The following is a 26,592-nucleotide window of genomic DNA, read 5'->3' as shown; positions in this document are numbered from 1 at the left end:
CCTTATTCATCTCCTTTTTGTCGATTTTCGAACCAGTCACGGAAGCGCTCTTTTTTAGGCGCAGGGAATTCACGAATATTTGTCCAATTTTTTAACGGACCGATACCTTTTGATAAATGGTCATTTTTTGTTAATGGCTTTAAAACACTTGAAGCAACCTTAGATCCAAATTTATACATACCGCTTGATGAGGTACCAATACCGAAAATAGACATAAGGAAGCGTTCCGATACAGGTGCACGACCTTCTTTTTCGACAATGGTTTGTCGATGCTTATGCAATAATTCATGTAAAGGAATTTTTACTGGGCAAACATCTGTGCAAGCGCCACAAAGTGTTGAAGCAAACGGTAGTTCCTTATAGTCATCATAGCCACCTAGCAATGGCGATAAGACCGCTCCTACTGGTCCAGAGTAAATTGAGCCGTATGAATGGCCACCTACATGTCGATAAACAGGACAAATATTAGCGCAAGCACCACAGCGAATACATTGTAAGATAGCTTGGAATTCACTACCTAAAATTTCAGATCGCCCATTATCAACAATAACTAAATGAAACTCTTCTGGCCCATCTACATCACCATCTTGACGAGGACCACTTAAAACAGTTACATAACTAGGAAGTTTTTGACCAACTGCACTTCTTGTTAGCATATTGACGAGTACTTCAAGCTCTTCAAATGTTGGTACAAGTCTTTCCATTCCCATTACAGTAATTTGAGTTTTTGGTAGTGCTGTTGATAAGTCAGCATTTCCTTCATTTGTTACGATGCAAACAGAGCCAGTTTCAGCCACCGCAAAGTTACAACCCGTAATGCCGATATCAGCTGATAAATAATCATCTCGCAGCATTTTACGAGCATGCTTTGTTAGCTCCTCAGGACGTGCAGAGCCTTCATATTGGTGATGAGATTGGAAGCTTTCCCGCACCTGCTCTTTCTTGCGGTGTAAAGCGGGTGCCACGATATGTGAGGGTAAATCATTATCTAGCTGTAAAATATATTCTCCTAAATCGGTTTCAACAACCTGACAGCCAACATGTTTTTCTAAATAATGATTTAAGTCTATTTCCTCTGTTACCATTGATTTTGATTTGACAATTTTTTTAGCCTCTTTTTCCTTAGCGACATTAGCAATATAAGCTTGGGCTTCCTCAGCAGTAGTCGCAAAGAAAACATGTCCACCTCGTGCAGCAACCTGTTCACTTAATTTCGTTAAGTAATAATCAAGATTTGCAAGTACATGCTGACGGATCTCCTCACCAAGAGAACGCCACTCCTCCCAATGACCAAGCTCATCTGTAGCCAATTGACGATTTGTTTCTAAACGATCTTGTGCACCTGAAACGGCACTGCGCATAAATGTATTTTGAATACCTTCTCCAACACGATTGTTAAATGGCTCATTACCGACCTTCATTGGCATTATGCACGCACCTCCGTTTTGCGAGAATTCAAAATTTCAGCTATATGAAGTACTTGTATATGGGTACCTAATCGTTCTGCACGCCCACGAATATTCATTAAACAGCCTTCATCCGCACCTACTAAATAAGTGGCACCAGTTTCAATGATATGTTGTACCTTTTCATCAACCATTTGCTCGGAAATAGGTGTCATTTTTACTGAGAAGGTTCCACCAAATCCACAACAAGTTGTTTTATTAGGAAGCTCAGTATATGTTAAGCCTTTAACATTTTCTAGTAACGTTAAAGGTGCGCTTTTTACACCAAGCAAACGTGTCATATGGCAAGACATATGATAGGTCACATTTCCGTTGAAGCTAGCACCCACATCCGTAATACCAAGAACTGCTACGATAAATTGTGTTAATTCATACGTTTTTTCAGCTAATTGCTTTGCATTAGATGCCCATTCAGCATCGTTCACAAAAACCTTTTCATATTCTCGGAACATGTAAGCACAGGAACCAGAAGGGCAAACCACGTAATCAGCACCATCAAATGCTTTTATCATATTTTTCATGGCTTCCTTTGCTTCCTGAACATAGCCTGAGTTATAGGCAGGTTGTCCACAGCAAATTTGCCCCTTTGGAAAAATAACTTCACAGCCAAGATGTTCTAGAAGTTCTACAGTTGCTTTGCCCACATTTGTTTGAAACATATCTACTAAACATGTTGCGAAAAGTGAGACTTTCATGTTTGTTCATCTCCTACTGTTTAAATAATAATTGAGAGTATTTACTTAAGAATAAAGTAAGATCGCAGTAATTAATGCTGGTATTGCCGCAATAATGGGCCCAATTACTGAAACAAAAAAGATATGTTTGTAGGCATCTTTATGTGTTAATCCTATAACAGCCAATACAGTAATAACGGCACCATTGTGCGGTAATGAATCTAAACTACCGGAGGCAATTGTCGCAACGCGATGAAGTGCCTCTGGATCAACCCCTAAATCTAAATACGTTTGAGCAAGTGTTTCCATTGCGATTCCAAGTCCACCAGAGGCAGTACCTGTAATCCCTGCAAGTGCTGCAATAGCGACATAAAGAGAAATTAAGGGACTTCCAGGTATGTTGGCAAGCATTTCTGTTATCACACCAAAGCCTGCAGTTGCTGCAATAACTGTACCGTACCCGACATCAGCACTTGTGTTGACAATTGGTAGAACGGTATTTGTTGCACCCACATTAATTGCTTGTAGCTTGTTGTCTATGTATTTCCAAAAAATAATGATAGAAAGAAGCACAGTAAGCATCAATGTATAAAGGATATCTACCTTAAAAACGTTTAACGTAACAATTAAGAAGATAGGTGGCAAAATACTTAAGATAAATGGCGGATATCTTCTAACACTTGCCTCAAAAGCTTTTGAATCTTGTTTTTCGGGATTTTTCATATTTTCATATGTTTCACCACGTGCCTCTGTTTTAGATAATTGTCTTTTTAAATAGAAGCAATTAAAAAGAATAATGGTAATAGTAGCAACAATTCCAACAACAGGTGCTGCAGTAGCTGTTGTATCTAAATATTTTGTTGGAATGATATTTTGTACAGATGGTGAACCAGGTAGCATGGTCATTGTAAATGTTGCCATTCCGAAGAAAAATGCCCCCGTAAATAAATGCCAAGGTATATTCATAGCTTTAAATAATGGTTTAGCAATTGGTAAAATGGCGAAAATTACGACATATGTATTAATGCCACCTAATGTTAAAAAGGCACATATAATTACGACTGCCATTAGCGCGTTAAATTTACTATGACGTCCCATAATATTCAAAAGTTTTTCAGCTATTGAACGAGCAGCACCACTTTCTTCCATAAATTTTCCGAAAATTGCGGCAAATAAGAAGATAAGGTAGTAATTTTTCATAAAATTTATAAACCCACTCATATAGTTGCCTTGTAATGAATCTAAAATAGGCATTTGATTTAAAATGATGACGATTAAACTTGCTACTGGCGCAATAATAATGATACTGAAGCCACGTAATGCTAAAAATATTAATAAAGCCAGTGACGCAATAATCGTAAATAAACTCCATATTTCCATACCTAGACAGCCCTCCTGCTTAATAAAAATATTCTGAAAATTCAACAAGTAGGGTTTAGTATAACAATGAATACTATGAAAATACTATGTAAAAACAGACAAAGATAAGAACTATCCTTTGTCTGTTTTGGCTAATTTTATATTTTGTAAGTAAGAAAACATATAGATAGCAAGATTTAATTCGAACATAGTTTTCCCATTCTGCTCGTCAATCCCTATTAATGAAAAAATCGTTTGGAGTCTATATTTAATGGTGTTTAGGTGTACAAAGCATGCCTCAGCTGTTTTTTTTCGGTTTTGATTATGTTCAAAAAATAGCTTTAGTGTATATAACAAATCAGTTTTATGTTGATTATCGTATTCCATAATTGGTCCAAGCTTCAACTCAACATATTCTGCCATTTCCTGTGGGTCATTATTTAAAAAAAGTGTATAAGGTCCAAGCTTATCATAGGAAATGATGAATGGTGCCTGTTCTAGTGTCTGTAAATAGTCAATACACTTTGTGGAGTCCCGATATGAACTGAAAATGTTTTCAATTGTGTCAAAGTGTCTTCCGAGACCAACCATAAACGATAGTGAATTGTACTTTGTCGAGTCTTTTTCGAGGAGTACAAAAAAATATTGAATACGCTCTTTAAACTGTTCGACTGAAACTCGCAAATTGTTCATAAATAAAAAATGATAGTGTAAATCATGCTCCGAGATGAAAACTGGTAAGGAAAATAAGCGAGTTAAACGATATAGTAGTTTACTAAATTGGTGCTGCATTTTATTAGTCTGAGCAACATGATATGTTCTTCCATCAAGTTGTAGAGTAGCACATAAGTAATGAGAAGTTTGTTGCACTTCTTGACGTTTATAAAAGGCATTGAAATTTGAGTTTAAAAGCTGTTGTAACAAATATCCGTCGTATTTAAAGGAATTTTCTAGCTCCTTTTCCTCCTCAGCTAACTGTAAGGCAAATAATGCACCTGCCTGTTCTACTGCAAATAAATCTAAAGGATCCATTTGTAAATGTTGATTCATCACAATCAGTAGTATTCCTATAACACCTCGTTCTGTATGGATAGGAAATAAGTAACTTACATACGTTTCATCTTTAAATGGTATGTATACTTGATGTCTTACACATTGCTGTACAACTGTATCAAGATGCTGTGATTTTTGCTCTTTTAAAATGTCAGTAGCAAGTTTAGCTACAGGAGATGATGCAAACAATAGATCGTAAAAATCTGTCATAATTGCTACAGATTGGTCTAGTAATGATGCAAGCGTATCAATCATATCGCTGAGTCGGCCACGTGTTAAGGAAACCTGTGTTAAAGCATTATAAATGCGCTTAGAGCGTTCGTTTTGAGTAAATAATTTTGCATTTTCAATAGCAATTGAGGATTGGTTTGCAAATGCCTGTAACATCGTTAAATCACTATTTTCAAACTGTGTATCTCCTGAAAAATTGACAATTGTTAAAACGCCTATACATGAATTACTTTTATCAAGAAGTGGAGCACAAACAGCACTTTTGGGATAAGTTAAATCACCAACTGCTTTTGTATAGTTTTCTTCATACTGTGGAAATAAATCCGCCATGCTTTCTGTAACATCATTGCTAGAGTGAAATCTAAATGCTTGTTTTTGAGAGAATACCTTTCCAGTCATCCCTTCATTTGAGGCAAGGTGAATCTTTTTTAAATAAGCCAGGTTATAACCAATGGCATGCTTGGCAACTAGACGATTAGTTTCTGTATTTAACATAAACAATACCCCTGCATCAGCACCGTCTATCACATGAAGTACCTCATTCATTAATTTTTCTAATACTTGGTTAATATCGAGTGTTGAAGTAAGAACCTGTGCTGCCTTAACCAAGCTCATTAATTGTTTTTCACTATTTATTTTTAACAACCCCTCATCTGTAGTGCTAAACCCTATTTTAATATAAATCTGCTATGCCAAGTACAAATTAGAAAAAAGTTATAGAGTCAAAAAAAAGAATCTGCTGGGAAAAAGATGAGCAGATTCTTTATTTGGGATGTATTATTTCTTATAGCTGTTTTTTGGAGAAGAGGGGGCTCCTTTTTTCGCAGCAATTACTTTTTTGACAATTGGTATAACGATAGGTGCTAATTTTACGGCGGTTTTGACAACTTTAGATACTTTCATAAAAAAACAGCTCCTTTTACTAAAAGTTCTACCTGTTTATCTTCATTCAGCAGAAGACTCCCACCTCTATAGGGTGAGATGAATGCGGTTTTGGTTTCTTTTCAGTGGGTGTCCAAACACCTACTGAAATAGAGGAACTCAGTCTAAGAACGCCACGTCCTGTGGCAATTTATCTGTGCGAAAGCGAAGCGACAGCAACACACAACTGAGTGACCAACATCATGTTGCTGCCGCTGCGTTAGCACTACACTTTCGCACAAAAAACATCATGTTGCTGCCGCTGCGTTAGCACTACACTTTCGCACAAAAAACATCATGTTGCTGCCGCTGCGTTAGCACTACGCTTTCGCACAAAAAACATCTGTTGGCCCAAAGCCTCCAGCGGATGTCACGGATTTTCAAAAGAATGAATTGTGCCTGCACAATTCAAAATCCGGACGCAATTACGCCAAGGCGAAATTGATATTAAAAATGAAACATTAACGAATAACGCGAACAGCTTGCACTATATTCCAAATAACAATCCCTAGTGAGACAAGTAAGTAAATGGCAAATGATGCAAACCAAACGATCATAAACGTATTGCTACCTGATTGTGGATCAAAGGTGTTAAACGATATGGTTGAGAAGACAAAGACAGCAAAGAAGATGATACCAAATACAAACGGGATTAAATGCGATATAAGTGCTCGAATAGAGTGTCTTTTTACGTCGCTATCTTTAGAAACAAAGTAAACAATTAATGGCACAATAAAGGGTGCAAAAAAAACGCTGAGATAACTAAAGGCAGATAAAATTTTTTGGTTCTCCATAGTTGTACCTCCTTTTTTAATATTTACGCATGAAAAACAGCAAAGTTTCAAAAAATATTGTGAAAGAGAGTTGTAATCATATCCATGTTTGCGTACAATGAGGTTGTTCAAATAAAAAAGATGTAACGACCACAAGGGGAGCTGATGATGTCAGCTGAGACTAGGCACGTAATGCCTTAACTCTTTGAACCTGTAAGTTAACACTTGCGTAGGGATGTGGATAGAAACCGACACTTGTACGATGTGAGGCTCTGTCCTGGCATTGTTTTTTTTTGCCAGATAGAGTCAAAAAGTAATTTGATTTCTATTCCTGCTCTTGTATCCTACATCGGAACAAAGGAGAGAATAATATGGACAAAAAAAGACTTTTAATGCTTGTGGAGATCGCGATATTCGCAGCGATTGGCCTTGTGCTTGATCAGATTTCCTTTAAAGTATGGGCACAAGGCGGCTCTGTTAGTCTAGTGATGGTACCAATAATTTTAATAGCCTTTCGCTGGGGTCTTTTACCTGGTCTGACAACGGGCTTACTTATTGGTGTTATGCAAACAATGTTTGGTGCTACAGTTGTGCATTGGTTACAAGGCTTACTCGATTATGGCGTTGCCTTCACAATAGTAGGCTTGGCTGCAATCGTACGTCAACCAGTTCTTGAGGCTGCAAACAATCTAAACAAAACGAAAATGGCGGTATATATTATTGTTGGAACTGTATTAGCAGGATTTTTACGCTATGCAGCACATACCATTGCTGGCGCTGTATTTTTCTCGGAGTATGCTGGCGATCAAAATGCATGGATTTATTCAATTATTTATAATGGAACATATATGCTACCAGCAACAGTTTTAACTGCCATTGTTGGTGTTCTGTTATTTACAGCAGCACCACAATTAATGCAGCGAAAATCATAAATAATCTACCCTTCACAGTAGTGGAGGGTTTTTGTATCGTATTTAACTACTCGCTGTGAAATATTGCTACATTTTAGCACTTTGCAATTTATGAGGGCATACAATATTTAAAGCGTTTAACGTTTTATGTCAAACAAGTTATGTTATATTAAAGAGTAGATATTAGATGAAAGGGACGTTAAAAATGATTGTAAAAACGCAAGAAGAGATTGAAGCCTTTAAAAAAATCGGTCGTATTTGTGCTGAAATTCGTGAGGCAATGAAGGCTGCGACAAAACCTGGTGTAACAACACTTGAACTCGATGAAATTGCTGGCCGTATGTTTGCTGAGGCAGGAGCAATTTCTGGACCTAAAGGAGAATATGACTTCCCAGGATACACATGTATTAGTGTCAACGAGGAGGTAGCACATGGTATTCCAGGAAAACGCGTGATTAAAGAAGGAGACATCGTCAACATCGATGTATCTGGTTCATTAAATGGCTACTTTGCAGATACAGGCATTTCATTTGTAGTGGGAGAAGGCTACGAAGATAAAGAAAAGCTCTGTCGTGTGGCAAAAAGTGCCTTTGATCGTGCCATGACAAAAGTAAAGGCTGGATCAAAATTAAATCAAATTGGTAAAGCTGTTGAGCGTGAAGCATATGCTAATGATTTAACAGTCATTATGAACCTAACAGGTCATGGCTTAGGGCTTTCCTTACATGATGAGCCAAATCATATTTTAAACTATTATGATGCATGGGATTCTACAATCATGAAAGAGGGCATGGTACTTGCGGTTGAGCCTTTTATCTCAGCAAAAGCAGAGCATATTGTTGAAGCTGGTGATGGCTGGACATTCGTTACTCCAGATAAATCACTAGTTGCCCAAATCGAACATTCAATTATTGTGACAAAAGACAAACCAATTATTTTAACTTCATTGGATGAGGCATAAATTAAAAATCCTGCTGCCCAATTATTTGGGGGAGGCAGGATTTTTTTTTATGAAAAGTATACCGACTAATAGTACACCACATAAAAATAAAGCAGCTGTTGTTACAAGTAGCTCTTCAAAACCATTATGTAACGCGATTCCGATATAAGCCCAAATAAATACAGATGGATACATAATATCGAAATGATGGAAGCGCATATGTAATGCGATGGCAACACCGATTGTCAATAAAATTACTGCCCATAGAGGGTTGCTAAGACCAAAGCCGTTCCATCCATAAGCTGTCAATGTAAAGCTTGTATCTGTCATCAAAATAAATGTCGACCATGCATAATAAATAGAGAAAGGGATACGTCCTGCCAACGATTTATCGCTTAGAGGATATGTATTGTACAGCGAAAACACACAGAAAACTAAAAGTAGTGTATTGCCAAGAGATGCGATAAATAGCTCCTGATGCCAAACGACTATCGTGATTATCTGCAATATACATATGCTGCTAAAAAGAACAGTCTGTTTAATTGTTGTCTTTTTAAAATTCATGACTAACCAAAAACCAAGTAACATGTAAATGACGATCCAAATTACATGACTGACATTAAAAGGTGCAAATACAACAGGAAAACGATTAGAGATGTCTAACGAAGATTGACCATTTATTTTCATGAAAAAGGATGAAAAGGTTAGGATGACTGAGACAATATAAGTGATTGTCATCAAAATAAATTGAGGCATGTTTTCCTCTCCCTTCGTATTAAATTGTATAGGGAAAAGACAATTAAGTATAGGACTGCACTCTTTCCATTATAACGGAAATTCCCAATAATGTATCGCGTTGTTTCATATAAACTATCTACAATTTACCATTTGTATAGGCATCTAAATGATTCTTTAGTACAATAGGAATAATCCAAATAGAAGGAGTGAAGTTTTAATGGCTCAAAATTTAACAGATTTAGATTTATCTATTGAACTAGATAAAAAAATGTATAAAAAGAAATTAAAAGTACTCCAATATGAAATGTTAAATGCACAGCAATTTTTATTAAAAAATAAAATTGGGCTAATATTAGTATTTGAAGGTATGGATGCAGCAGGTAAGGGAGGGGCCATCAAACGTTTAATTGAACGTGTTGATCCGCGAGGCTATGTGGTACATCCAATTTCTGCACCTCAGCCCCATGAACTGCGCTACAACTATTTACAACGATTTTGGAGAAAGCTTCCACAACATGGACAAATAGCTATTTTCGATCGTTCATGGTATGGACGAGTTTTAGTGGAACGTATTGAAGGATTTGCAACAAAGGATGAATGGTCACGAGCTTTTGAGGAGATTAATAACTTTGAAAAGATCTTAACTGCAGGGGATTACATAATCATCAAGTTTTGGCTCCATGTCTCAGATGAAGAGCAGCTCAAACGTTTTACTGAACGTGAGCAAAACCCTTATAAGGCTTGGAAGTTAACAGAGGAAGATTGGCGTAATCGTGAGAAAACACCTAAGTATGTAGAAGCAGCAAATGATATGTTTGAGAAAACAGACAAAAAGAATGCGCCATGGATTCTAGTTGCAGGGGACGATAAAAAATATGCACGTGTGCAGGTACTGCAAGAAACAATAGCGCATATTGAACGGGAAGCACAAAGGCGCGGGCTTCATTTAACAAATGTTTTAGATAAGGCTCAGTTAGAGGATGAGGAATCACCAAACCTTGAAGTACTAAATGATAATTCGAAGAAGAAAAAAACAAAATAATAATTGTAAGATGCTGTGCAAACAAGACGAGCTGTTTTAGTTGTAGCAGCATCTTTTTTTACATACAATAAAGTGACTAACTGATTTTTGGGTGAAGCAAGTAACAAGTAAGACAATTATCGGAAGGCTAGTGTGGAAAAATGGTGCTTAAAATTTGGAATTTAATAAGGAAAAAGGGTGGAAATGTGGTATCAATTCAAGGAGAGAAATGCTACATTCGCACATTCCAAGAAAAAGATGCACAAAGTTTAACTGGTCTCGTAAGCCGTAATAAATACTTTTGGTCTACATACGAGCCATTACAACGACCGGAATATTATACAGTTGATGCCCAATACAAAAAAATTCAAGAAAGCCTATACTTAATGGACTCGAAAAGGGAATTTACTTTTGGTATTTATGAGCCAGGAACTAATAATCTAATTGGGCATATTGCGCTTTACGCAGTCAAACGATTACCTTACTCAAGTGCTTTTGTCGGCTATGCGATGGATGAGATTTATATTGGGAAAGGGATTGTAACAGAGGCTGTGAAAATGGTCGTGCGTTTTGCGTTTGAGCAAGTAGGCTTACATCGTGTAGAGGCCTATGTTTCAACGCAAAATAGTGCTTCTATTCGAGTATTAGAAAAATCAGGATTTCAGCGTGAGGGATTGTTAAGAAAGCTTTTGTATATCAATGGTCAATGGGTAGATCATTACATGTATGCCTGTTTAGAGGATGAATAAAAGAAGGGTCTATCTTTCAAACAATGAAGGATAGACTCTTTCTATCTGCATTGACTGTTGATCTTTTGTCTCAAAGTTTTGGCAGAGTATAAAAATGGTGTTTAGCCTTGATAATAACTGCCATCTTCGATTAAATCAAGACGGCCTGTATTTGGATCAATGACTAATCCATGGACAGGAACATCCTTCACCATTAATGGGTGATTGCGAATAGTATCAACACTTTTCTTTACACTTGTCGCAACGTCGCCAAAGCCACGTAAAAATTCCTTTAAATCTAGACCAGAGTATTCCATCATCTTGATAGTCTCTGGATTAATTCCACGATCCACCATTTTGCTAAGCATTGCTTCAGGATCGACTGCGCTCATACCACAGTCGTAATGGCCAACAACATACACCTCATCTGCTTGCAGCTCATAAACTGCTACAAGTAGACTACGCATAATTGCACCAAAAGGATGACTTACTAATGCGCCAGCACTTTTAACAATTTTTACATCACCATTACGTAAATTCATCGCTTTAGGTAATAGCTCTACAAGACGAGTATCCATACATGATAAAACAACGATGCGTTTATCAGGATACTTAGTTGTAATAAAAGGCTCATATTTTTTTTCTTGAACGAAATCTACATTAAACTTCAGAATATCTTGTAACATTGTCATGAAAGTTTGCTCCCTTCCCTACAAAAATATTTTAGAGCAAAACTTTAAATATGCAAATAATAATGACAATATTCACGCAATTTTTACGAAAAAGAAAGAAGTTTAGTAAATTATTTAGCGAATCGAAAGAAAGTTCATAAAAAAACAGCTACTAGAAAGCAGCTGTTTTTCAATAATATTAATATTTTTCTTTTGGTTTTGGATCTACAGTGACTGAAGATTTAGAATCTAAACCAACTTGTAGATAGTGGATGAAGAATGCCGTAGCAATTAATAGAACGGCTGAAAAGCCTAGGACAGTCGTTAAAAACATGATAAAAGTTCCTCCTTACTAAAAATAATCAAGTATATTATCTAAATTAATTATACAATAGGTTACTAGGAAAATCTAAGGATAATTTATGACATCAATAACATACCTTACCTAGAAGAAAATTAGTAGGAATGAATTATTTAAATTGCCCAATTCCCATTGCGGAAAATAGGTTCTGTTTGGTCATCTTTTGTAATGCCGTCTATATTCATTTGCTCAGAACCAATCATAAAGTCCACATGTGTCAAACTATGATTCAGTCCCTTTGCAAGTAGTTCTTCAGAGGACATCTCTTTGCCACCTTCAATGCAAAAGGCATAGGCATTACCTAGAGCTAAATGATTAGAGGCATTTTCATCGAATAATGTATTGTAAAATAATAAACCAGATTGCGAAATAGGTGATTTGTGTGCAACTAATGCTATTTCACCAAGATAATGTGCCCCCTCATCTGTTTCGATTAGAGAGGTTAAAATTTCTTGTCCTTGCTCAGCTACTATATCAACAATTCGACCATCCTTAAATGTTAGCTTGAAATTATTAATAATATTTCCACCATAGCTCAAAGGCTTAGTGCTTGATACATAGCCGTTAACACCTGTTTTAAGTGGTGCGGTAAAGATTTCTTCAGTCGGCATATTAGCCATAAATGTTTGCCCTTGTACGTTTGCGCTACTTCCGCCAGTCCATATATGTTTTGACGGTAATTCAATCGTCAAATCTGTGCCAGGTGCCAAATAGTGCAACGCTTTATATTGTTTGCTAGTTAAATAATCAGCTTTGCTATGTAATTGCTGGTCATGCTCTAGCCAAGCAGCAACTGGATTTTCGAGATTTATACGTGTAGCCTCAAATATAGCTTCCCATAAAGCATTCATTTGTTGATCTTCTGGCAAATTTGGAAATACCTTTGCTGCCCATTGTTCTGATGGAGCGGCAATAACTGTCCAACTGAATTTATCTGCCTGTAACCAACTATAATAATTAGCTAATGCTTTTCCTGAGGCTTTTTGGAAAGCCATAATTTTTTCCTGCTCAATGCCCTTTAGTAAATCAGGATTTTGCGAAGTAATGCTTAAAAAGGCAGCCCCATTCTCAGCAAGCCATTCGCGCTCCTGTACCTTCCACGGTGGGAAAAAATCAAATGAGTCTTTTGGGGCTTTTTCGTATCGAGTACGTACAAGTTCATCGTCAGATAAATCTACAAATACCTGTTTTGCACCATTTTCATAGGATAATTTAGTAATAATTTGTGCTAGTTTTAAATTATCGGTCGAACAGCTTATATAGAGGTACTGTTTTTTTTGGATATTTACTCCTACTTTCACAGCTAATTCGGCATATTTTAGTAATTTTGTGTCAAAAGATAATAACAAATTCTTAACTCCTTCCTAATAAAAACAATTTAGTGTACTATTCTTAATTCAATATAATCAAATATGACCTTAAAGTGAATAAAAAGCATTTATTACATCGAAAAATTAGTGAAATACATTTATACTATATAATATATTTAAAAATATGGAAAAAAGACGAAAAAAACATTAATAGTAGATTTGGAGGTTCTAGAATGGATATATCGTCGATTGTAGGGTTAATACTTGCGTTTATAGCGCTATTAACAGGGATGGTGCTAAAAGGAGTAAGCTTAGGTGCATTTTATAACCCAGCAGCCATTCTAATTATCATCTTCGGTACTATTTCCGCTGTAACAATCGCCTTCCCTATGAAGGAATTGAAGCGAGTACCAAAGCTATTTAAAATTCTTTTTAAAGAAACTAAATTAGCGGATGATATAGAAATTATTAAGATGTTTTCACAATGGGCAGATTTAGCTCGACGTGAAGGATTACTAGCACTTGAAAGTAAGGCTTCAGAAATTGAAGATCCATTTTTGAAAAATGGTCTTACATTAGCGATTGATGGACAAAATGCTGACTATATCCGTGATGTTTTAACGGAAGAGGTTGAGGCAATGGAAGATCGTCATGCTAGTGGTTCCGCAATCTTTACTCAAGCAGGTACATATGCTCCGACTTTAGGGGTACTTGGTGCGGTAGTAGGGTTAATTGCCGCATTAGCAGATATGAATGATATCGAAAAATTGGGGCACGCTATTTCCGCTGCCTTCATGGCAACATTATTAGGTATCTTTACAGGTTATGTTTTATGGCATCCATTTGCAAATAAGCTTAAACGTAAATCTGCTATAGAAGTTAAGCAAAAAAGAATGATGATTGAGGGGATTCTTTCGGTTTTAGAAGGGGAGGCTCCACGTGTTATTGAACAAAAACTAGCTTCTTATTTAACGATGGAAGAACGTCGTCAAATTTCGGGTGAAAGCGGGGCGGGTGGCCTTGGCAAAGAAAGCTAAGAAAAAAAAGCATGATGAGCATATTGATGAGTCCTGGCTAGTACCATATGCAGATATTTTAACATTGCTATTAGCTGTGTTTATTATACTATTTGCATCTAGTTCCGTAGATCAAGAGAAATTGCAAAGAATGTCAGCGGTTTTTAATCAAGTATTCGATGGTGGCACAAGCTTTTTAGAGCAGCCTTCGCCAGTACAAACTCCGAATGCAGAAAGTGATAAAACGCCACAACAATCACAGCAAAATTCAGCCTATTTAAAGGATCAGCAGGAGCTAGCAGAAATTAAAGAGAGTGTTGAAAATTTTATTGCTGTTCATGAGATGGAAGGTCAATTTGCAACAGAAATGACAGATGAAGGTTTACTAGTAACAATTCGTGATAGTATTCTATTCGATTCAGGTAAAGCAACCATTAAACCAGAATATAAAACAATTGCGAAGGAGCTTGCGGACGTATTAGTATCGGATCCTGCTCGTAATATAGTTATTACTGGTCATACTGATAATGTTCCAGCTGGACCTGCCTTCTCGTCTAACTTTGAATTATCGGGAATGCGAGCAATAAACTTCCTTAATATTTTATTGATTAGCAATTCGAAGTTAGATCCTATAAACTTCAGTTTTAAAGGCTACGGCGAAAACCGTGCTATCGCGCCAAACGATACTGCAGAAGGGCGTGCGAAAAACCGCCGAGTTGAAGTATTAATATTACCATTTGTTACTGAGGATGGTTCAGAAGCAAAAAGTACACAATAGAAAAAAGCTATTAGCAAAGGCTTTTGCCCCTGCTAATAGCTTTTTCTCTAATAATTATTATTTGCGTAATGACCCTAATTCTGCAACAATGGCCTGCATCTCACTTGGGCTAAATGATTCTCGTTTCATCACCATTTCGTATAAATAAACTAAGTCTTCATAATTTGCTTCATCAAAATTTTCCGATTTCATGGCATCAACATTTACCATTCGTAGCTTGTCTTTCATTTGGTCAACCATATAAATAACGTTCTCTTTTGACGGTACTGATAAATCCATTTTTTTGAAACCTTCCTTTCGTCATCCTCGCACATATCATTTCATTGAATAAAAAAAATGTCAACACTGTATTTGGGCATTGCTTTAAAAATAGACTGTTATTGGGTAGAATAAGGGCAGTAAGTCGTTATTGGCTCATTATCAAAATTTAGGTTAAATGTACAACGTGTATAAAAAATATTCTGAATACTTCTTTGTAGTGGGAACGAAAAATCAATCCTAAGTAATGGTAATGAGCTCGTTTATTGTTTAATGATAAAATTTTAGGGAATATACATTTACACAAACGCAGGGGGTTTTTATTATGGGTCAAAGTAAATTATTAATTTCTGTTGTAACAGGCGCTGTAGTTGGTGCTGCTTTAAGTATGCTTGATCGTACTACTCGCGAAAAAACAATAGCTTCAACACAAAAGATGAAGGATGCGATTTCGTATTATGCGACTAATCGTGATGAATTACAGGTTCTAGTTGAGGAAAAAGTATTGGCAGCTAAAGTACTTTGTGAAAGTGTATCAGAAAATGTCAACACAATTGCTGAAAAAGTGGATGAATTCAAAGAACTCCCTTCCACGATTCAGGAAATGATAAATGATACAAAATCAGCCTTTTCTCTACCTCATAAAGAATAGTTTGTCCGATAGGAGGGGAATTGTATGGAAAAGAATAAAACATCCATGCATACAGCATTTGGTGTGGTGAAATCATTTGTTATGCCTGATGAGGGTACTGTAGATGTAACGACCTCAAAAGGCTTTCTGCAAGATTTAATACTACGCTTACAACGGGTTGATATATCGGCTCTTGCTGCCCAGTTGGCTTATTTCTTTTTACTATCTTTCTTCCCACTACTGATTTTTTTAGTCACTTTACTACCGTATTTAAATTTAGAGACGACGCAGGTCTATTCGTTTTTAGTAAATGTCATGCCAGATGAAGTATATAGACTTATCGAGAATACATTAAACGAAATTTTAAATAATCGTAATAGTAGTTTATTGTCCATTGGGGTATTGGGTACAATATGGTCTGCATCAAAAGGCATTAATGCATTAATTAGAGCCTTAAATAAGGCTTATGATACGAAGGAGAGTAGGGCGGGTATATTGGATCGAGGATTGTCTCTTGTTTTCACTATAGCCCTTGTTTTAGTATTTGCTGTTGCACTTTTATTACCTGTATTTGGACAACAAATTGGTCATTTCTTGTTTTCCATTGTCGGTATTGAGGAGCAGTTTGAAATAATATGGCAGAGGTTACGCTGGTCGATGCCGCCACTATTAATTTTTCTTGTATTAATGGCGATTTATAGATTTGTTCCAAATACAAATCCAAGATTGAAGTTAATGGGCGTTTGGCCGGGAGCTCTGTTTTCAACCTTTGCTTGGTTAGCTGTAACGTATGCTTTCTCGTTTTATATTAGTAATTTTGCAAATTATTCTGCTACATATGGAAGTATTGGTGGAGTTATTATTTTAATGCTCTGGTTATATTTCACAGGTATTATTTTAATTTTTGGCGGCGTTCTCAATGCGACGATGCAGAAAAAGGCTTTACAAAAGGAAGATCTTAAACAAAATACACTAATGGATAGCTAGAAATAAAACAGCCTCATGATCACTTTTTGTGATACGAGGCTGTTTGTTTAAATATTTTTATTAAGCATGCGTAAGCCATTTAGAATAACTAAAATAGTACTACCCTCATGTCCAATTACACCTAATGGTAAATCGACAACTTGTAGAAAGTTTGAGGCAATTAATAATACGATAATACCAATAGAGAAGAAGATGTTTTGTTTGACGATACGTTGCATTTTACGTGATAAGCGTACTGCATAGGCAATTTTTGATAAATCGTTTTTCATAAGGACAACATCTGCAGTTTCCAAGGCTACATCCGTGCCTTCTCCCATTGCGATACCAGTAGTTGCTGTTGCTAATGCTGGCGCATCATTAATCCCATCTCCAACCATTCCTACAAATTGATGTTGCGAAAGTAGTCGTTTCATCTCAGTAACTTTTGTTTCAGGAAGACATTCTGCAACGTATTCTGTAACACCCGATTCTTTAGCAATAGCCTTGGCAGTTTTCTCGTTGTCTCCTGTTAGCATGATAACATTAATACCAAGCTCTTTAAGTAATGTGACAGCTTTCTTTGCCTCATCACGAACAGTATCCTTAAGGGCTGTTAATGCGACAATACCGTCTTTATCACGAATGAAAATAACGGTTTTACCCTCTGTTGCTAATTTTGCTGCAGCACTATCTGCGAAGGAATTAGCCTCTTCTGCCCCCACAAAATCAGGTTTCCCAACAAGATACTCCATATCATTTACGTAACCCTTTATACCCCAACCTGGAATATCTTTAATAGTGACCTGAGAAAAAACAGTTACTTCCTCAGCTTTAGCAAAGGAAGTGATTGCTTGTGCTAGCGGATGATTTGATTGCGATTCAATCCCTGCTAGGATAGACAATGCTGCTTCTCTATCTATTCCTTTACGAACAATAAAGTCAGTCACAACTGGTTTTCCCTGTGTTAATGTGCCTGTTTTATCGACTGCTATTGCACGTAATACACTTAAATGCTCTAAATGTAAGCCGCCTTTAAATAGTATGCCGTTTTTGGCACCATTTGAAATAGCTGCTAAAGTAGCAGGCATAATAGATGCTACAAGAGCACATGGTGATGCAACTACTAATAGTACCATTGCACGGTAGAACGTTGTTGTCCAGTCCCACTCAAGCAAAAAGTGTGGTAGGAACATCATTAACGCAACACTGAGTAAAACGAACTTTACGTAAGTACCCTCAAATTTTTCAATAAACTGTTGAGAAGGAGATTTCTCACTTTGAGCACTTTGTACAAGCTGAATAATTTTTTGGAACAATGTTTCTGAATTTGGCTTTGTCATTTCCATGGTAATCGCACCATTTAAGTTAACTGTACCTGCAAATACTTCATCACCATTACGTTTTGCCACTGGAAGAGGTTCGCCACTAATAGCTGATTCGTCAATAGAAGATTGCCCTTTAAATATGATACCGTCCGCTGGTACACGTTCACCAGGTTTTACAAGTAGATGATCTCCGATTTGTAAAGTAGAAACGGCAACCTTCATTGGTTCAAAGCCACCGCGTACTAGCCAAGCCTCCTCAGGTTGTAAATTCATAAGTGCTGATATTTCACGATTACTTTTATTCATTGCATATGTTTCGAGAGCACCACTTACTGCGAAAATGAAAATAAGAATGGCGCCTTCAGTCCAATAACCAATTGCTGCTGAACCAATTGCTGCTAACACCATTAGTAATTCAACATTTAATTTCTTATCTTCGATTGTTTCTTCAATACCTTCTTTTGCTTTAGCAAATCCGCCAACACAAAATGCAACAATATATAAAAGTACTGATGCTGTAGTTTGCCCGCTAGTATCTAAACGCCATGCTAGTAGGATAAACAAGCCTGCAATAAGGGCAGCAAGTAATTCAGCATGCTCTTTTATTTTCTCAATTAAATTTATATTTTCTCGATTAGAATATTCCAACTTTATCCCTCCTGATAATGAAAATCAATATCAAAAACCTTATAATATAATGTTTTTGTGAAGTTTTTAAATGAAAAACAATTTCATTTAACTTCTTTTTAATTTAGAATTATTATAACAAAGGTTTCTGGAAAAAGAAAGCCAAAAGTTTTTTAAGATGGATTTCCGAGGGGCAATAATAATGATGTGAAGTTTTTAAACATACAAAAAGCACAGTCCATTCACTAGGAATATTCTGTGCCTTTCAAATTGGTGCAGTAAAATTAGTAATACTGCACTCAGAAAATATATGATGTTATTTTTTACATAGCGGATGCTTTACTTAATTATTAGAATACTCTTTCTGCGTGCATAGCTAGTTTTTCTAAAGATGATTTATCTACATCGGCATGTAAAGAGTTACCATGAGAGTCCATTGTGACTACAGCTGTGAATTTCTCTACATTTAAGTGCCACATTGCTTCTGGTACACCAAATTCCATTAAATCAACACCGTCTACACCTTTAATGCAGTCAGCGTAGTATTGAGCTGCTCCACCGATAGCGTTTAAGTATACGCCACCATGCTCTTGTAATGCAGCAAGTGTTTTTGGTCCCATACCACCCTTACCAATAACAGCACGGATACCGAATTTTTTCATGATGTCACCTTGATATGGCTCCTCACGAATAGAAGTAGTTGGACCAGCAGCTTTTACTGTCCAGTTGCCTTCTTCGTCTTTAGCCATAACAGGACCACAGTGATAAATAACCTGTCCATTTAAATCAACAGGTGCATCATGGCTCATTAAATGATGGTGAATCGCATCACGGCCTGTATACATACGACCAGTAATAGATACAACATCTCCAACTTTTAGAGTACGGATTTGCTCCTCTGTAATCGGTGCAGTAAGTTCAACTACATCTGTAGTCGTATCTTCTGTCGTTGCGGCAACTTCATCTTTAAATGTAATTTTTTCGCCTTCTTGATAGTGCCAATTAGTGATTTCTCCAGTTTGTGGGTCAATGTCCACAGCCATACGACGATAAGCCCAACAGTTATAAGCTACTGATACGTAGAATGATGCAGGAATACGGTGCATAACCCCGATTTTACAGCCAAGTAATGTTGCTTCTCCACCAAAGCCCATTGTGCCAATACCAAATGTGTTAGCTGTTTTTACTACATATTCTTCTAATTTAGCAAGATCTGCATTTGGATTTGTATCTTCCACATGACGGAATAATTGTTCTTTCGCTAAGTCGTAACCAGAAGAGCGATCTCCACCAATTCCTACACCGATGAAGCCAGCTGAACAGCCTTGACCTTGAGCTTGGTATACAGAGTGCAGGATACATTTACGAATACCATCTAAGTCACGACCAGCACGGCCAAGACCATCTAGTTCACAAGGTAGGCTGTATTGGATATTTTTGTTTTCACAGCCGCCACCTTTAAGAATTAATTTAATCGTAATATAGTCATTTTCCCATTGTTCAAATTTAATAACAGGTAAACCTTCTCCAAGGTTATTACCACTATTTGCACCAGTTAATGAATCAACTGCATTAGGACGTAATTTTGCATCAGCTGATGTATCGTTGATTGCTTTTTTGATAGCAGCCTTAATTTCTAATTGATTAACGCCTACAGGAGTGTAGACTTTAAATGTTGGCAGACCTGTATCTTGACAGATAGGTGATACATTATCTTCTGCCATAACAATATTATTTGCAATTGTGTCTAAGCTCATTGCAGCACGCGTGCCAGCATTTTCAGCATCTTTTGCTTTTTTAATAGCACGACGCACGTCTTTCGGTAGGTTCGTAGATGTTTCAGTAATTAAATTGTATAGACTTTTCTCCAAAGTTTGTACATTCATTTTTGTATTGCCCCCCATAGAAAATTTAATTATTTCCACGTTACATTATACTCTTTTCAACTACTGAAAAAAAGAGCCCATCTTTTGGAGGTCGGAATTAAAGGGTGTTCTTCCAAATTATTGAAAGGTAAAAGGTGATAGCATCTAATTGAAAAGAGTATGAAGGTGATTAAAAAAGTGTAGGACCTGATTAAAAAGAGTGTAAAGGTGATCAAAAAAGTGTAGGACCTGATCAAAAAGAGGGTAAAGGTGATCAAAAAGTGTAGGACCTGATCAAAAAGAGTGTGAAGGTGATCAAAAAAGCGTAGGACCTGATCGAAAAAAGTGTGAAGGTGATCAAAAAGTGTAGAACCTGATCAAAAAGAGTGTGAAGGTGATCAAAAAGTGTAGGACCTGATCAAAAAGAGTGTAAAGGTGATCAAAAAGTGTAGAACCTGATCAAAAAGAGTGTGAAGGTGATCAAAAAAGCGTAGGACTTGATCAAAAAGAGCGTGAAGGTGATCAAAAAAGTGTAGGACCTGATCGAAAAAAGTGTGAAGGTGATCAAAAAGTGTAGAACCTGATCAAAAAGAGTGTAAAGGCGATCAAAAAAGTGTAGGACCTGATCAAAAAGAGGGTAAAGGTGATCAAAAAAGTGTAGGACCTGATCAAAAAGAGTGTAAAGGCGATCAAAAACCTAAAGGACCTGATCAAAAAGAGGATAAAGGTGATCAAAAAAGTGTAGAACCTGATCAAAAAGAGTGTAAAGGCGATCAAAAACCTGTAGGACCTGATCAAAAAGAGTGTAAAGGTGATCAAAAAGTATAGGACCTGATCAAAAAGAGCGTGAAGGTGATCAAAAACCTTAATAACCTGATCAAAAAAAGGACGAAGGTGATCCTAAACCCAAAGAGCTTGGTCAAAAAATCCGAGCCTCTAATAAAATCCCAACTATATGAAGCAGGTTATTTATATGCATCCAACCTAGAATACTTTTCCTTTGGAAATCATTGATAAAAAGGAACGTTTGTTCTATAATGAGGGTAAATCTACTTTAGGAGGGAATAATATGTCTGAAAAGAGCGTTCTTATGTTACCTGAAGCATTTGAAGTATACCGAAAAACTATAGAGGAAACATTACAGTCGGTTATAAATATTGAAACAACAGTGCGGAAAACATCGTTATTTGAAAGTAAGTTTGCTGGTGATCCATATTTTCCATTGTCAATGGAGTATCCTAAAAATTCATCTGGACAACCATTAAAATTACTAGCGCAAATTAATTTTAAAGAAGTACCTAATCATTTATCAAAATTCCCTGAAGAGGGGATTATACAGTTTTATATTGATTCCTTTGACGATGTATTCGGATTGGACTTTGGTAATGCTCAAAACCAAAAGGGGTTTCGTGTTCTTTATCATGAACGTATCGTTGATGATGCATCACAATTAATTCAAGATTTTTCGTTTATTGAAGCGGAAAAGGATGAAATGTATTTTCCTGTTGAGAAGGAGATGGCGTTGTCCTTTGAGGCATCATATGAACCTTTATCAATAGATGATTTTAGAAGTAATGATCATTATGCAAGCATTTTAGATAATATGGAAGATGATGCTCTAGAGGATGCTTTTTACGAAGCATTATCAGGTGATGGTCATAAAATTGGCGGCTATCCATTTTTTACACAGGATGATCCAAGAGCATACGGGGATCACCAACAATCTACTGTTTTGCTACTACAAATTGATAGTGTCGGTGACCATATAATGTGGGGCGATTGTGGTGTAGCGAATTTTTTCATTACTGAGGAAGAGCTTCAAAACAAGGATTTTAGTAAGGTTTTGTATAACTGGGACTGTCATTAGACAGGCTAGCAAAACTGATCAAAATCTTAAAAAGCGCGAGGAATCAAACGTTGATTTTTCGCGCTTTTTGCCCAAACTCTTTTTCAACTATTGTTCACGAGCGTTAAACTGCTCCATTTTGTCTTCTAAATCATCCATCATTTCTATTAAACGATCAATGTCCTCTAATTCAGTTGTTTCAGGATCAATTGCATCTAATACTTCTAAAAATATTTCAAGACGTTCTCTTAAGTAATTTACTTGCTGCTTTTTATCAGTAATTGGCTTAGACATTCGTACACCTCATTTCATCACCTTTATCGTAGCTGAATTAGGTCTAAATTTCAATGTTTAGGTAAACACCTAGGACTTAACGATTAATTTTTAAAAAACAATAGACAGAATATTTACAATATTGATTACCTGTGTTAAAGTTGTATTAAGAAATCGTAAAGGAGCTGATTATCAAAAATCTTACGAACTCTAACTCGAAAAGGAGGGAGTTTAAACAAGTTCTCGGCGAAAGTAAATGCTGAAATTCGTGTTTATACAATTAAATGAAAATAAGTATTCGTTAAGCCTTAGCGTAAAATCACATGTGGTGAGCGCTAAGGCTTTTTGGTATGCTGTTCTTTGGAAGAATGACTTGATGTTGGAGGAAAAGATGACGTACTTCTCAGATTACAGCAAAAAAAGATTTGCCATTCTAGTGTTAATTGTATCAATTTCCGGCTTTTCACAAGGGATGCTATTACCACTAATTTCAATTATTTTCGAGCGGGATGGTGTATCCTCTGCATTGAATGGATTGAATGCAACAGGTTTATACATAGGAACTTTATTAATCTCCCCGTTTATTGAGCAACCTTTAAGAAAATGGGGCTATAAACCAATTATTTTAATAGGTGGGGCATTAGTGTTTGTATCTCTTCTCGCATTTCCTCTATGGAAAAGTGTGACCTTTTGGTTTATTCTTCGTTTACTCATTGGGGTAGGGGATCATGCATTACACTATGCGACACAAACGTGGATTACTAGCACAGCAGATCATAAAAGCTTAGGGAAGGGTATGGCCATTTACGGCTTATCCTTTAGTACAGGTTTTGCAGTAGGACCGTTAATGGTAAAGCTTATTCAAATTACAGAAGCATTGCCGTTTATAGTCTCCTCGATTCTGTGCTTATTGGCATGGTCGTTTGTATTTTTATTGAAAAATGAAAAGCCTGAGCGTTTAACGGGTGATTTACATGCAAGAGGCTGGCAGCGTTATAAAATGGCCTTTATTTTTGGGTGGATTGCGTTTTTAGGTCCATTTGTTTATGGGTTTTTAGAATCGTCTTTAAATGCTTTATTTCCAGTCTATGCTTTACGTAAAGGTTTTGAGGTTGGAATGATTCCTATTATTTTATCTGTCTTTACTTTCGGAGGAATTTTAACACAGGTGCCTCTTGGAGCGATAGGAGATAAAGTTGGGCGTCGAAAGGTATTGATGATAGGTTCTTTTGGCGGAGCTATTATTTTTGCAATTGCTAGCTTTTTAGAGCATTCACAAATTGCAGTAGCCATCGCATTTTTCTTTACAGGTACATTGGTAGGCTCAATGTTTTCATTAGGAATCACATATATGGCTGATTTAACACCGAAGGAATTACTGCCAACTGGAAATCTATTGTGTGGTATTGCTCTAAGTATTGGAAGTTTAACAGGACCGTTTCTTGGCGGGGTGTATATAGAATATGTAAAAAATTATAGCTTCTTATTATTAGTTTCAATGCTATTACTTGTGGTATCAATCGTGTTAATGCTATTTGGTGGAAATAAAAATAAACAATCCGCGACAATGTAGGTAAAAATCAGGAAGAGGAAACTTTCAAAGAAAAAGAGCGGGGCTCATCTTCCCGCTCATAAAACAAAAAACGCCCAGCAAATCCGTGCTGTATTGGCGTTTTTTGCGTGATAAGGATGTTCCGTCCCTATCACTTAGGTTTGGCACCTAGTTTGATATTATACAGATAAGGAATCATAAAATCAAATACTATTATTATAGGTAATATTTGTACTTTAAATAGCTAACTGGATATAATAGAAGAACATTGCGTTTAGATTACAAATTATGGGGAGAATAAAACATGACTGAATATAAAAAGTTATCCATTCACCGTGCATTAACAGAATTAAAGATGCTCAATCATCGTATAGAAGCAGCAACAAATGAAGTTAGTACAGTTTTAGCTAATCGTAAAAGTAATAGCAAAATTAATGGTGTTGAGATTCAAGAATATGAAAAACAGATGCAATCCTCATACGATAAAGTAGTCGGTTTAATTGACTATCGCAACCGTATTAAATCGTTAGTTGTAGAATCCAATGCTAGAACAACGGTGACTGTAGGGAAAGAAGAAATGACTGTCGCAGAGGCAATAGAACGCAAACAGTCCATTCATTTTGAAAAGAAATTATTAGAAGCTATGCAGCAGCAATACCGTTCAGCAATCAATATGGTAGCTAAAGAAAATGATGCGTTGCCTGCAAAGCTTGAAACATATTTAATCAATATTTTAGGTAATAAAGATAAACAATCTCCAGAAGAGGTTAAATTACATACTGAGACATTTATGAAAAGAAACGAATTCGAGTTAATTGATCCGATGAATGTTAAAAAGAAAATTGAAGCATTAAGTAGTAGAATTGAGGAATTTGAGTCAGAGGTAGACGCTGTGTTATCAGAATCAAATGCCACGACATTTATTGAAGTGCAAGCTTAATGAAATATGCATGGTCTAGCGAAAATGGAAAACGAAAAATCGCTCGCGCTTCAAGGCATGTGTGCGAGTTAAAACCTTAAACATGTCTTATTACAAAGGAACTTTAAACAATCTAAAATAAAAGTTCAAAGGTTAAAATTAAAAGCACAAAGTTCACGTTTCAAAGTTTTTTTTAATCAAAGATAAAAATTTAACGCATAAAAATCTTTTAAATCCTGGGTTATTGGTTAAGGTGTTGATTTTTCTGGACCATCCATCATCCACCAGGCAGCTTGAGCTGTGCATCAAAAAAAGGACGTCTCTAACTTCTGAGACGTCCTTTTTACTTATTTTTCAACACAAGCTTTGCCACACATTCCACCTGAATTGAGTACTTGGGCATTTTCTATTTATATTTTTGGTATATTTATAATTAAAAGGATAATGGTAAATATTAGGGTGAATGAAGCGTGGTTAAAGCTTTAAAACTGTGGTAGTTACATCATTACGTCAGAAGCAAAATAGATCGATTTAAACCTATACAAAATATTTTTCCATGAAATTGGAAGAAATAGAACATGCTTTACACAAAATAGGGTAGCTTCAGAAAAATGTGGATTTACAACGTTAAGTAAATATTCTTCCAAAACGACACTTTGGTAACGATTTATACTACAATTCTCGGTGCAAAGGAGTTAAAGTATGTGATATAATTCAAAAAAATGTTTAGGAGGCATAATATGGTTACTTGTTATTTGAAATATATTATTGACCCTTATAAAGCAAAAGAGTTTGAAGAATACGGTAAAATGTGGATTCCTCTTGTAAATAAACTGGGTGGAACACATCATGGTTATTTCCTTCCGCATGAGGGGGCTAATAATATTGCTTATGCCTTATTCACTTTTCCAAGTTTAGCAGCATATGAAGAGTACCGAGATAAAATGGCATTAGATGAAGAATGTCAAGCTGCATTCAAGTTTGCAGAAGATAATAAATGCATTTTAAGTTATGAAAGAAGTTTTATGCGACCTATTTTTTAACGTTGTAAATCCGCATAAATCTGACGTGACCCCAAAATTAAATAAAGTTTCGAAATAGAATGTACCAGGGGCATTTTAAAAATGAGCACCTGGTCTTTTTTTTGCTCAGAATTACCACTTGATAAAATGCGTACGTTTGTTCTTGAAAAAGGGAGTGTAGAGGGATGAAAGAACAATTAGTTAAAGCAATGCTGCGTAATCAATTTGTAAATATGATGTATATGGATTAAAATTCGTTTCAAGCACTTTGTTTTCCAAGACATGCTAAATGTACATTTGTTATCAGTAATGTTTTAGCGATTGATTCCATTCTCCATAAGGAGCACACAAACGCAA

General features: G+C 36.2%; 26 protein-coding genes and 1 riboswitch. Of the genes, 12 read left to right on the top strand and 14 right to left on the bottom strand.

Features of this window, described 5'->3' with window-relative positions; translation table 11 throughout:
- Window positions 1–2 precede the first annotated feature (2 nt).
- The 6 genes from ACQKIM_RS09650 to ACQKIM_RS09625 form a co-directional block, all read right to left on the bottom strand.
- Entirely contained in the window at window positions 3–1,427 is a 1,425-nt protein-coding gene (locus ACQKIM_RS09650) for a LutB/LldF family L-lactate oxidation iron-sulfur protein (protein ID WP_427542570.1), read from the bottom strand.
- On the bottom strand, window positions 1,427–2,161 hold the full coding sequence (locus ACQKIM_RS09645; RefSeq protein ID WP_427542567.1) for a (Fe-S)-binding protein: 735 nt from the start codon (window positions 2,159–2,161) through the stop codon (window positions 1,427–1,429). The genes ACQKIM_RS09650 and ACQKIM_RS09645 overlap by 1 nt, the downstream gene beginning before the upstream one ends.
- Window positions 2,162–2,206: 45 nt before the next feature.
- Window positions 2,207–3,520, bottom strand: coding sequence for a GntP family permease (locus ACQKIM_RS09640; RefSeq protein ID WP_427542564.1), 1,314 nt, complete (start codon window positions 3,518–3,520; stop codon window positions 2,207–2,209).
- Window positions 3,521–3,631: 111 nt separating this feature from the next.
- Entirely contained in the window at window positions 3,632–5,428 is a 1,797-nt protein-coding gene (locus ACQKIM_RS09635; protein ID WP_427542561.1) for a helix-turn-helix domain-containing protein, read from the bottom strand.
- 132 nt (window positions 5,429–5,560) lie between these two features.
- Window positions 5,561–5,686, bottom strand: a complete 126-nt coding sequence (locus tag ACQKIM_RS09630; RefSeq protein ID WP_427542558.1) for a hypothetical protein — start codon at window positions 5,684–5,686, stop codon at window positions 5,561–5,563.
- Between the two features lie 479 nt (window positions 5,687–6,165).
- On the bottom strand, window positions 6,166–6,498 hold the full coding sequence (locus tag ACQKIM_RS09625; RefSeq protein WP_427542555.1) for a DUF4870 domain-containing protein: 333 nt from the start codon (window positions 6,496–6,498) through the stop codon (window positions 6,166–6,168).
- 124 nt (window positions 6,499–6,622) lie between these two features.
- A riboswitch (TPP riboswitch) is annotated at window positions 6,623–6,730 on the top strand.
- Window positions 6,731–6,848: 118 nt separating this feature from the next.
- Here ACQKIM_RS09625 and thiT point away from each other — a divergent pair.
- Together thiT and map are read left to right on the top strand one after the other, a co-directional pair.
- Window positions 6,849–7,409 (top strand): energy-coupled thiamine transporter ThiT, encoded by a 561-nt coding sequence (thiT, locus tag ACQKIM_RS09620; RefSeq protein ID WP_427542552.1) that lies wholly within the window; start codon window positions 6,849–6,851, stop codon window positions 7,407–7,409.
- 184 nt (window positions 7,410–7,593) lie between these two features.
- Entirely contained in the window at window positions 7,594–8,349 is a 756-nt protein-coding gene (gene map / locus ACQKIM_RS09615) for a type I methionyl aminopeptidase (protein WP_427542671.1), read from the top strand.
- Window positions 8,350–8,370: 21 nt separating this feature from the next.
- Here map and ACQKIM_RS09610 read toward each other — a convergent pair whose 3' ends face one another.
- Window positions 8,371–9,084, bottom strand: a complete 714-nt coding sequence (locus ACQKIM_RS09610) for a hypothetical protein (RefSeq protein ID WP_427542549.1) — start codon at window positions 9,082–9,084, stop codon at window positions 8,371–8,373.
- A gap of 199 nt (window positions 9,085–9,283) precedes the next feature.
- Here ACQKIM_RS09610 and ACQKIM_RS09605 point away from each other — a divergent pair, with 199 nt between their 5' ends.
- Window positions 9,284–10,108 carry a polyphosphate kinase 2 family protein gene (locus ACQKIM_RS09605; RefSeq protein WP_427542547.1) on the top strand — a complete coding sequence of 275 codons (825 nt, stop codon included), beginning with the start codon at window positions 9,284–9,286 and terminating at the stop codon, window positions 10,106–10,108.
- A 140-nt stretch (window positions 10,109–10,248) separates the two neighbouring features.
- Window positions 10,249–10,836, top strand: a complete 588-nt coding sequence (locus tag ACQKIM_RS09600) for a GNAT family N-acetyltransferase (RefSeq protein WP_427542544.1) — start codon at window positions 10,249–10,251, stop codon at window positions 10,834–10,836.
- A gap of 101 nt (window positions 10,837–10,937) precedes the next feature.
- Here the strand turns inward: ACQKIM_RS09600 and ACQKIM_RS09595 are convergent, their stop codons facing one another.
- From ACQKIM_RS09595 to ACQKIM_RS09585, 3 genes are all read right to left on the bottom strand, one after another.
- A complete protein-coding gene (locus ACQKIM_RS09595; RefSeq protein WP_427542541.1) occupies window positions 10,938–11,507 on the bottom strand; it encodes a beta-class carbonic anhydrase in 570 nt (189 codons plus the stop codon).
- A 178-nt stretch (window positions 11,508–11,685) separates the two neighbouring features.
- Window positions 11,686–11,820 (bottom strand): hypothetical protein, encoded by a 135-nt coding sequence (locus ACQKIM_RS09590; protein WP_427542539.1) that lies wholly within the window; start codon window positions 11,818–11,820, stop codon window positions 11,686–11,688.
- A 140-nt stretch (window positions 11,821–11,960) separates the two neighbouring features.
- Window positions 11,961–13,196 (bottom strand): aminopeptidase, encoded by a 1,236-nt coding sequence (locus ACQKIM_RS09585; protein WP_427542536.1) that lies wholly within the window; start codon window positions 13,194–13,196, stop codon window positions 11,961–11,963.
- A 194-nt stretch (window positions 13,197–13,390) separates the two neighbouring features.
- Here ACQKIM_RS09585 and motA point away from each other — a divergent pair, with 194 nt between their 5' ends.
- Both motA and motB read left to right on the top strand, forming a co-directional pair.
- Window positions 13,391–14,194, top strand: a complete 804-nt coding sequence (motA, locus tag ACQKIM_RS09580) for a flagellar motor stator protein MotA (protein WP_427542534.1) — start codon at window positions 13,391–13,393, stop codon at window positions 14,192–14,194.
- Entirely contained in the window at window positions 14,178–14,951 is a 774-nt protein-coding gene (motB, locus tag ACQKIM_RS09575) for a flagellar motor protein MotB (RefSeq protein WP_427542531.1), read from the top strand. Before motA ends, motB begins: the two co-directional genes overlap by 17 nt.
- A gap of 57 nt (window positions 14,952–15,008) precedes the next feature.
- Here the strand turns inward: motB and ACQKIM_RS09570 are convergent, their stop codons facing one another.
- Window positions 15,009–15,230: a DUF1128 domain-containing protein gene (locus tag ACQKIM_RS09570; RefSeq protein ID WP_283869628.1), complete on the bottom strand. Its 222-nt coding sequence runs from the start codon at window positions 15,228–15,230 to the stop codon at window positions 15,009–15,011.
- A gap of 304 nt (window positions 15,231–15,534) precedes the next feature.
- Here ACQKIM_RS09570 and ACQKIM_RS09565 point away from each other — a divergent pair, with 304 nt between their 5' ends.
- Entirely contained in the window at window positions 15,535–15,861 is a 327-nt protein-coding gene (locus tag ACQKIM_RS09565; protein WP_427542527.1) for a YtxH domain-containing protein, read from the top strand.
- A 24-nt stretch (window positions 15,862–15,885) separates the two neighbouring features.
- A complete protein-coding gene (locus tag ACQKIM_RS09560) occupies window positions 15,886–16,827 on the top strand; it encodes a YihY/virulence factor BrkB family protein (protein ID WP_427542524.1) in 942 nt (313 codons plus the stop codon).
- A gap of 47 nt (window positions 16,828–16,874) precedes the next feature.
- Here ACQKIM_RS09560 and ACQKIM_RS09555 read toward each other — a convergent pair whose 3' ends face one another.
- Window positions 16,875–18,779: a heavy metal translocating P-type ATPase gene (locus ACQKIM_RS09555; protein WP_427542521.1), complete on the bottom strand. Its 1,905-nt coding sequence runs from the start codon at window positions 18,777–18,779 to the stop codon at window positions 16,875–16,877.
- Window positions 18,780–19,108: 329 nt separating this feature from the next.
- Window positions 19,109–20,644, bottom strand: a complete 1,536-nt coding sequence (locus ACQKIM_RS09550) for a fumarate hydratase (RefSeq protein WP_427542518.1) — start codon at window positions 20,642–20,644, stop codon at window positions 19,109–19,111.
- A gap of 1,048 nt (window positions 20,645–21,692) precedes the next feature.
- On the opposite strand from ACQKIM_RS09550, the gene ACQKIM_RS09545 reads away from it, so the two are divergent.
- Entirely contained in the window at window positions 21,693–22,490 is a 798-nt protein-coding gene (locus ACQKIM_RS09545) for a YwqG family protein (RefSeq protein WP_427542515.1), read from the top strand.
- A gap of 87 nt (window positions 22,491–22,577) precedes the next feature.
- On the opposite strand, the gene ACQKIM_RS09540 is transcribed toward ACQKIM_RS09545, so the two are convergent.
- The gene (locus tag ACQKIM_RS09540; protein WP_427542512.1) at window positions 22,578–22,763 is read right to left on the bottom strand and encodes an SE1561 family protein; all 186 of its coding nucleotides are present in this window, start codon (window positions 22,761–22,763) and stop codon (window positions 22,578–22,580) included.
- Window positions 22,764–23,133: 370 nt separating this feature from the next.
- On the opposite strand from ACQKIM_RS09540, the gene ACQKIM_RS09535 reads away from it, so the two are divergent.
- From ACQKIM_RS09535 to ACQKIM_RS09525, 3 genes are all read left to right on the top strand, one after another.
- A complete protein-coding gene (locus tag ACQKIM_RS09535; RefSeq protein WP_427542509.1) occupies window positions 23,134–24,315 on the top strand; it encodes an MFS transporter in 1,182 nt (393 codons plus the stop codon).
- Window positions 24,316–24,598: 283 nt separating this feature from the next.
- A complete protein-coding gene (locus tag ACQKIM_RS09530; RefSeq protein WP_427542506.1) occupies window positions 24,599–25,234 on the top strand; it encodes a hypothetical protein in 636 nt (211 codons plus the stop codon).
- A gap of 719 nt (window positions 25,235–25,953) precedes the next feature.
- The gene (locus tag ACQKIM_RS09525; protein ID WP_427542504.1) at window positions 25,954–26,256 is read left to right on the top strand and encodes an NIPSNAP family protein; all 303 of its coding nucleotides are present in this window, start codon (window positions 25,954–25,956) and stop codon (window positions 26,254–26,256) included.
- The last annotated feature ends 336 nt before the right edge of the window (window positions 26,257–26,592 follow it).

Origin of the sequence: Lysinibacillus sp. NPDC047702 (assembly GCF_050272555.1) — a bacterium.
In the GTDB taxonomy this organism is placed as follows: domain Bacteria; phylum Bacillota; class Bacilli; order Bacillales_A; family Planococcaceae; genus Lysinibacillus.
This window is presented reverse-complemented; position numbering and strand designations above follow the sequence as displayed.

What these genes read in the sequence shown, in the direction of transcription:
- map (WP_427542671.1), top strand. Translation starts at nt 7,594, where the DNA reads ATGATTGTAAAAACGCAAGAAGAGATTGAAGCCTTTAAAAAAATCGGT.
- motA (WP_427542534.1), top strand. Translation starts at nt 13,391, where the DNA reads ATGGATATATCGTCGATTGTAGGGTTAATACTTGCGTTTATAGCGCTA.
- ACQKIM_RS09565 (WP_427542527.1), top strand. Translation starts at nt 15,535, where the DNA reads ATGGGTCAAAGTAAATTATTAATTTCTGTTGTAACAGGCGCTGTAGTT.
- ACQKIM_RS09545 (WP_427542515.1), top strand. Translation starts at nt 21,693, where the DNA reads ATGTCTGAAAAGAGCGTTCTTATGTTACCTGAAGCATTTGAAGTATAC.
- ACQKIM_RS09600 (WP_427542544.1), top strand. Translation starts at nt 10,249, where the DNA reads ATGGTGCTTAAAATTTGGAATTTAATAAGGAAAAAGGGTGGAAATGTG.
- ACQKIM_RS09640 (WP_427542564.1), bottom strand. Translation starts at nt 3,520, where the DNA reads ATGGAAATATGGAGTTTATTTACGATTATTGCGTCACTGGCTTTATTA.
- ACQKIM_RS09595 (WP_427542541.1), bottom strand. Translation starts at nt 11,507, where the DNA reads ATGACAATGTTACAAGATATTCTGAAGTTTAATGTAGATTTCGTTCAA.
- ACQKIM_RS09530 (WP_427542506.1), top strand. Translation starts at nt 24,599, where the DNA reads ATGACTGAATATAAAAAGTTATCCATTCACCGTGCATTAACAGAATTA.
- ACQKIM_RS09605 (WP_427542547.1), top strand. Translation starts at nt 9,284, where the DNA reads ATGGCTCAAAATTTAACAGATTTAGATTTATCTATTGAACTAGATAAA.
- ACQKIM_RS09650 (WP_427542570.1), bottom strand. Translation starts at nt 1,427, where the DNA reads ATGCCAATGAAGGTCGGTAATGAGCCATTTAACAATCGTGTTGGAGAA.
- ACQKIM_RS09570 (WP_283869628.1), bottom strand. Translation starts at nt 15,230, where the DNA reads ATGGATTTATCAGTACCGTCAAAAGAGAACGTTATTTATATGGTTGAC.
- ACQKIM_RS09550 (WP_427542518.1), bottom strand. Translation starts at nt 20,644, where the DNA reads ATGAATGTACAAACTTTGGAGAAAAGTCTATACAATTTAATTACTGAA.
- ACQKIM_RS09610 (WP_427542549.1), bottom strand. Translation starts at nt 9,084, where the DNA reads ATGCCTCAATTTATTTTGATGACAATCACTTATATTGTCTCAGTCATC.
- ACQKIM_RS09630 (WP_427542558.1), bottom strand. Translation starts at nt 5,686, where the DNA reads ATGAAAGTATCTAAAGTTGTCAAAACCGCCGTAAAATTAGCACCTATC.
- ACQKIM_RS09525 (WP_427542504.1), top strand. Translation starts at nt 25,954, where the DNA reads ATGGTTACTTGTTATTTGAAATATATTATTGACCCTTATAAAGCAAAA.
- ACQKIM_RS09535 (WP_427542509.1), top strand. Translation starts at nt 23,134, where the DNA reads ATGACGTACTTCTCAGATTACAGCAAAAAAAGATTTGCCATTCTAGTG.
- ACQKIM_RS09625 (WP_427542555.1), bottom strand. Translation starts at nt 6,498, where the DNA reads ATGGAGAACCAAAAAATTTTATCTGCCTTTAGTTATCTCAGCGTTTTT.
- ACQKIM_RS09590 (WP_427542539.1), bottom strand. Translation starts at nt 11,820, where the DNA reads ATGTTTTTAACGACTGTCCTAGGCTTTTCAGCCGTTCTATTAATTGCT.
- ACQKIM_RS09540 (WP_427542512.1), bottom strand. Translation starts at nt 22,763, where the DNA reads ATGTCTAAGCCAATTACTGATAAAAAGCAGCAAGTAAATTACTTAAGA.
- ACQKIM_RS09645 (WP_427542567.1), bottom strand. Translation starts at nt 2,161, where the DNA reads ATGAAAGTCTCACTTTTCGCAACATGTTTAGTAGATATGTTTCAAACA.
- ACQKIM_RS09560 (WP_427542524.1), top strand. Translation starts at nt 15,886, where the DNA reads ATGGAAAAGAATAAAACATCCATGCATACAGCATTTGGTGTGGTGAAA.
- thiT (WP_427542552.1), top strand. Translation starts at nt 6,849, where the DNA reads ATGGACAAAAAAAGACTTTTAATGCTTGTGGAGATCGCGATATTCGCA.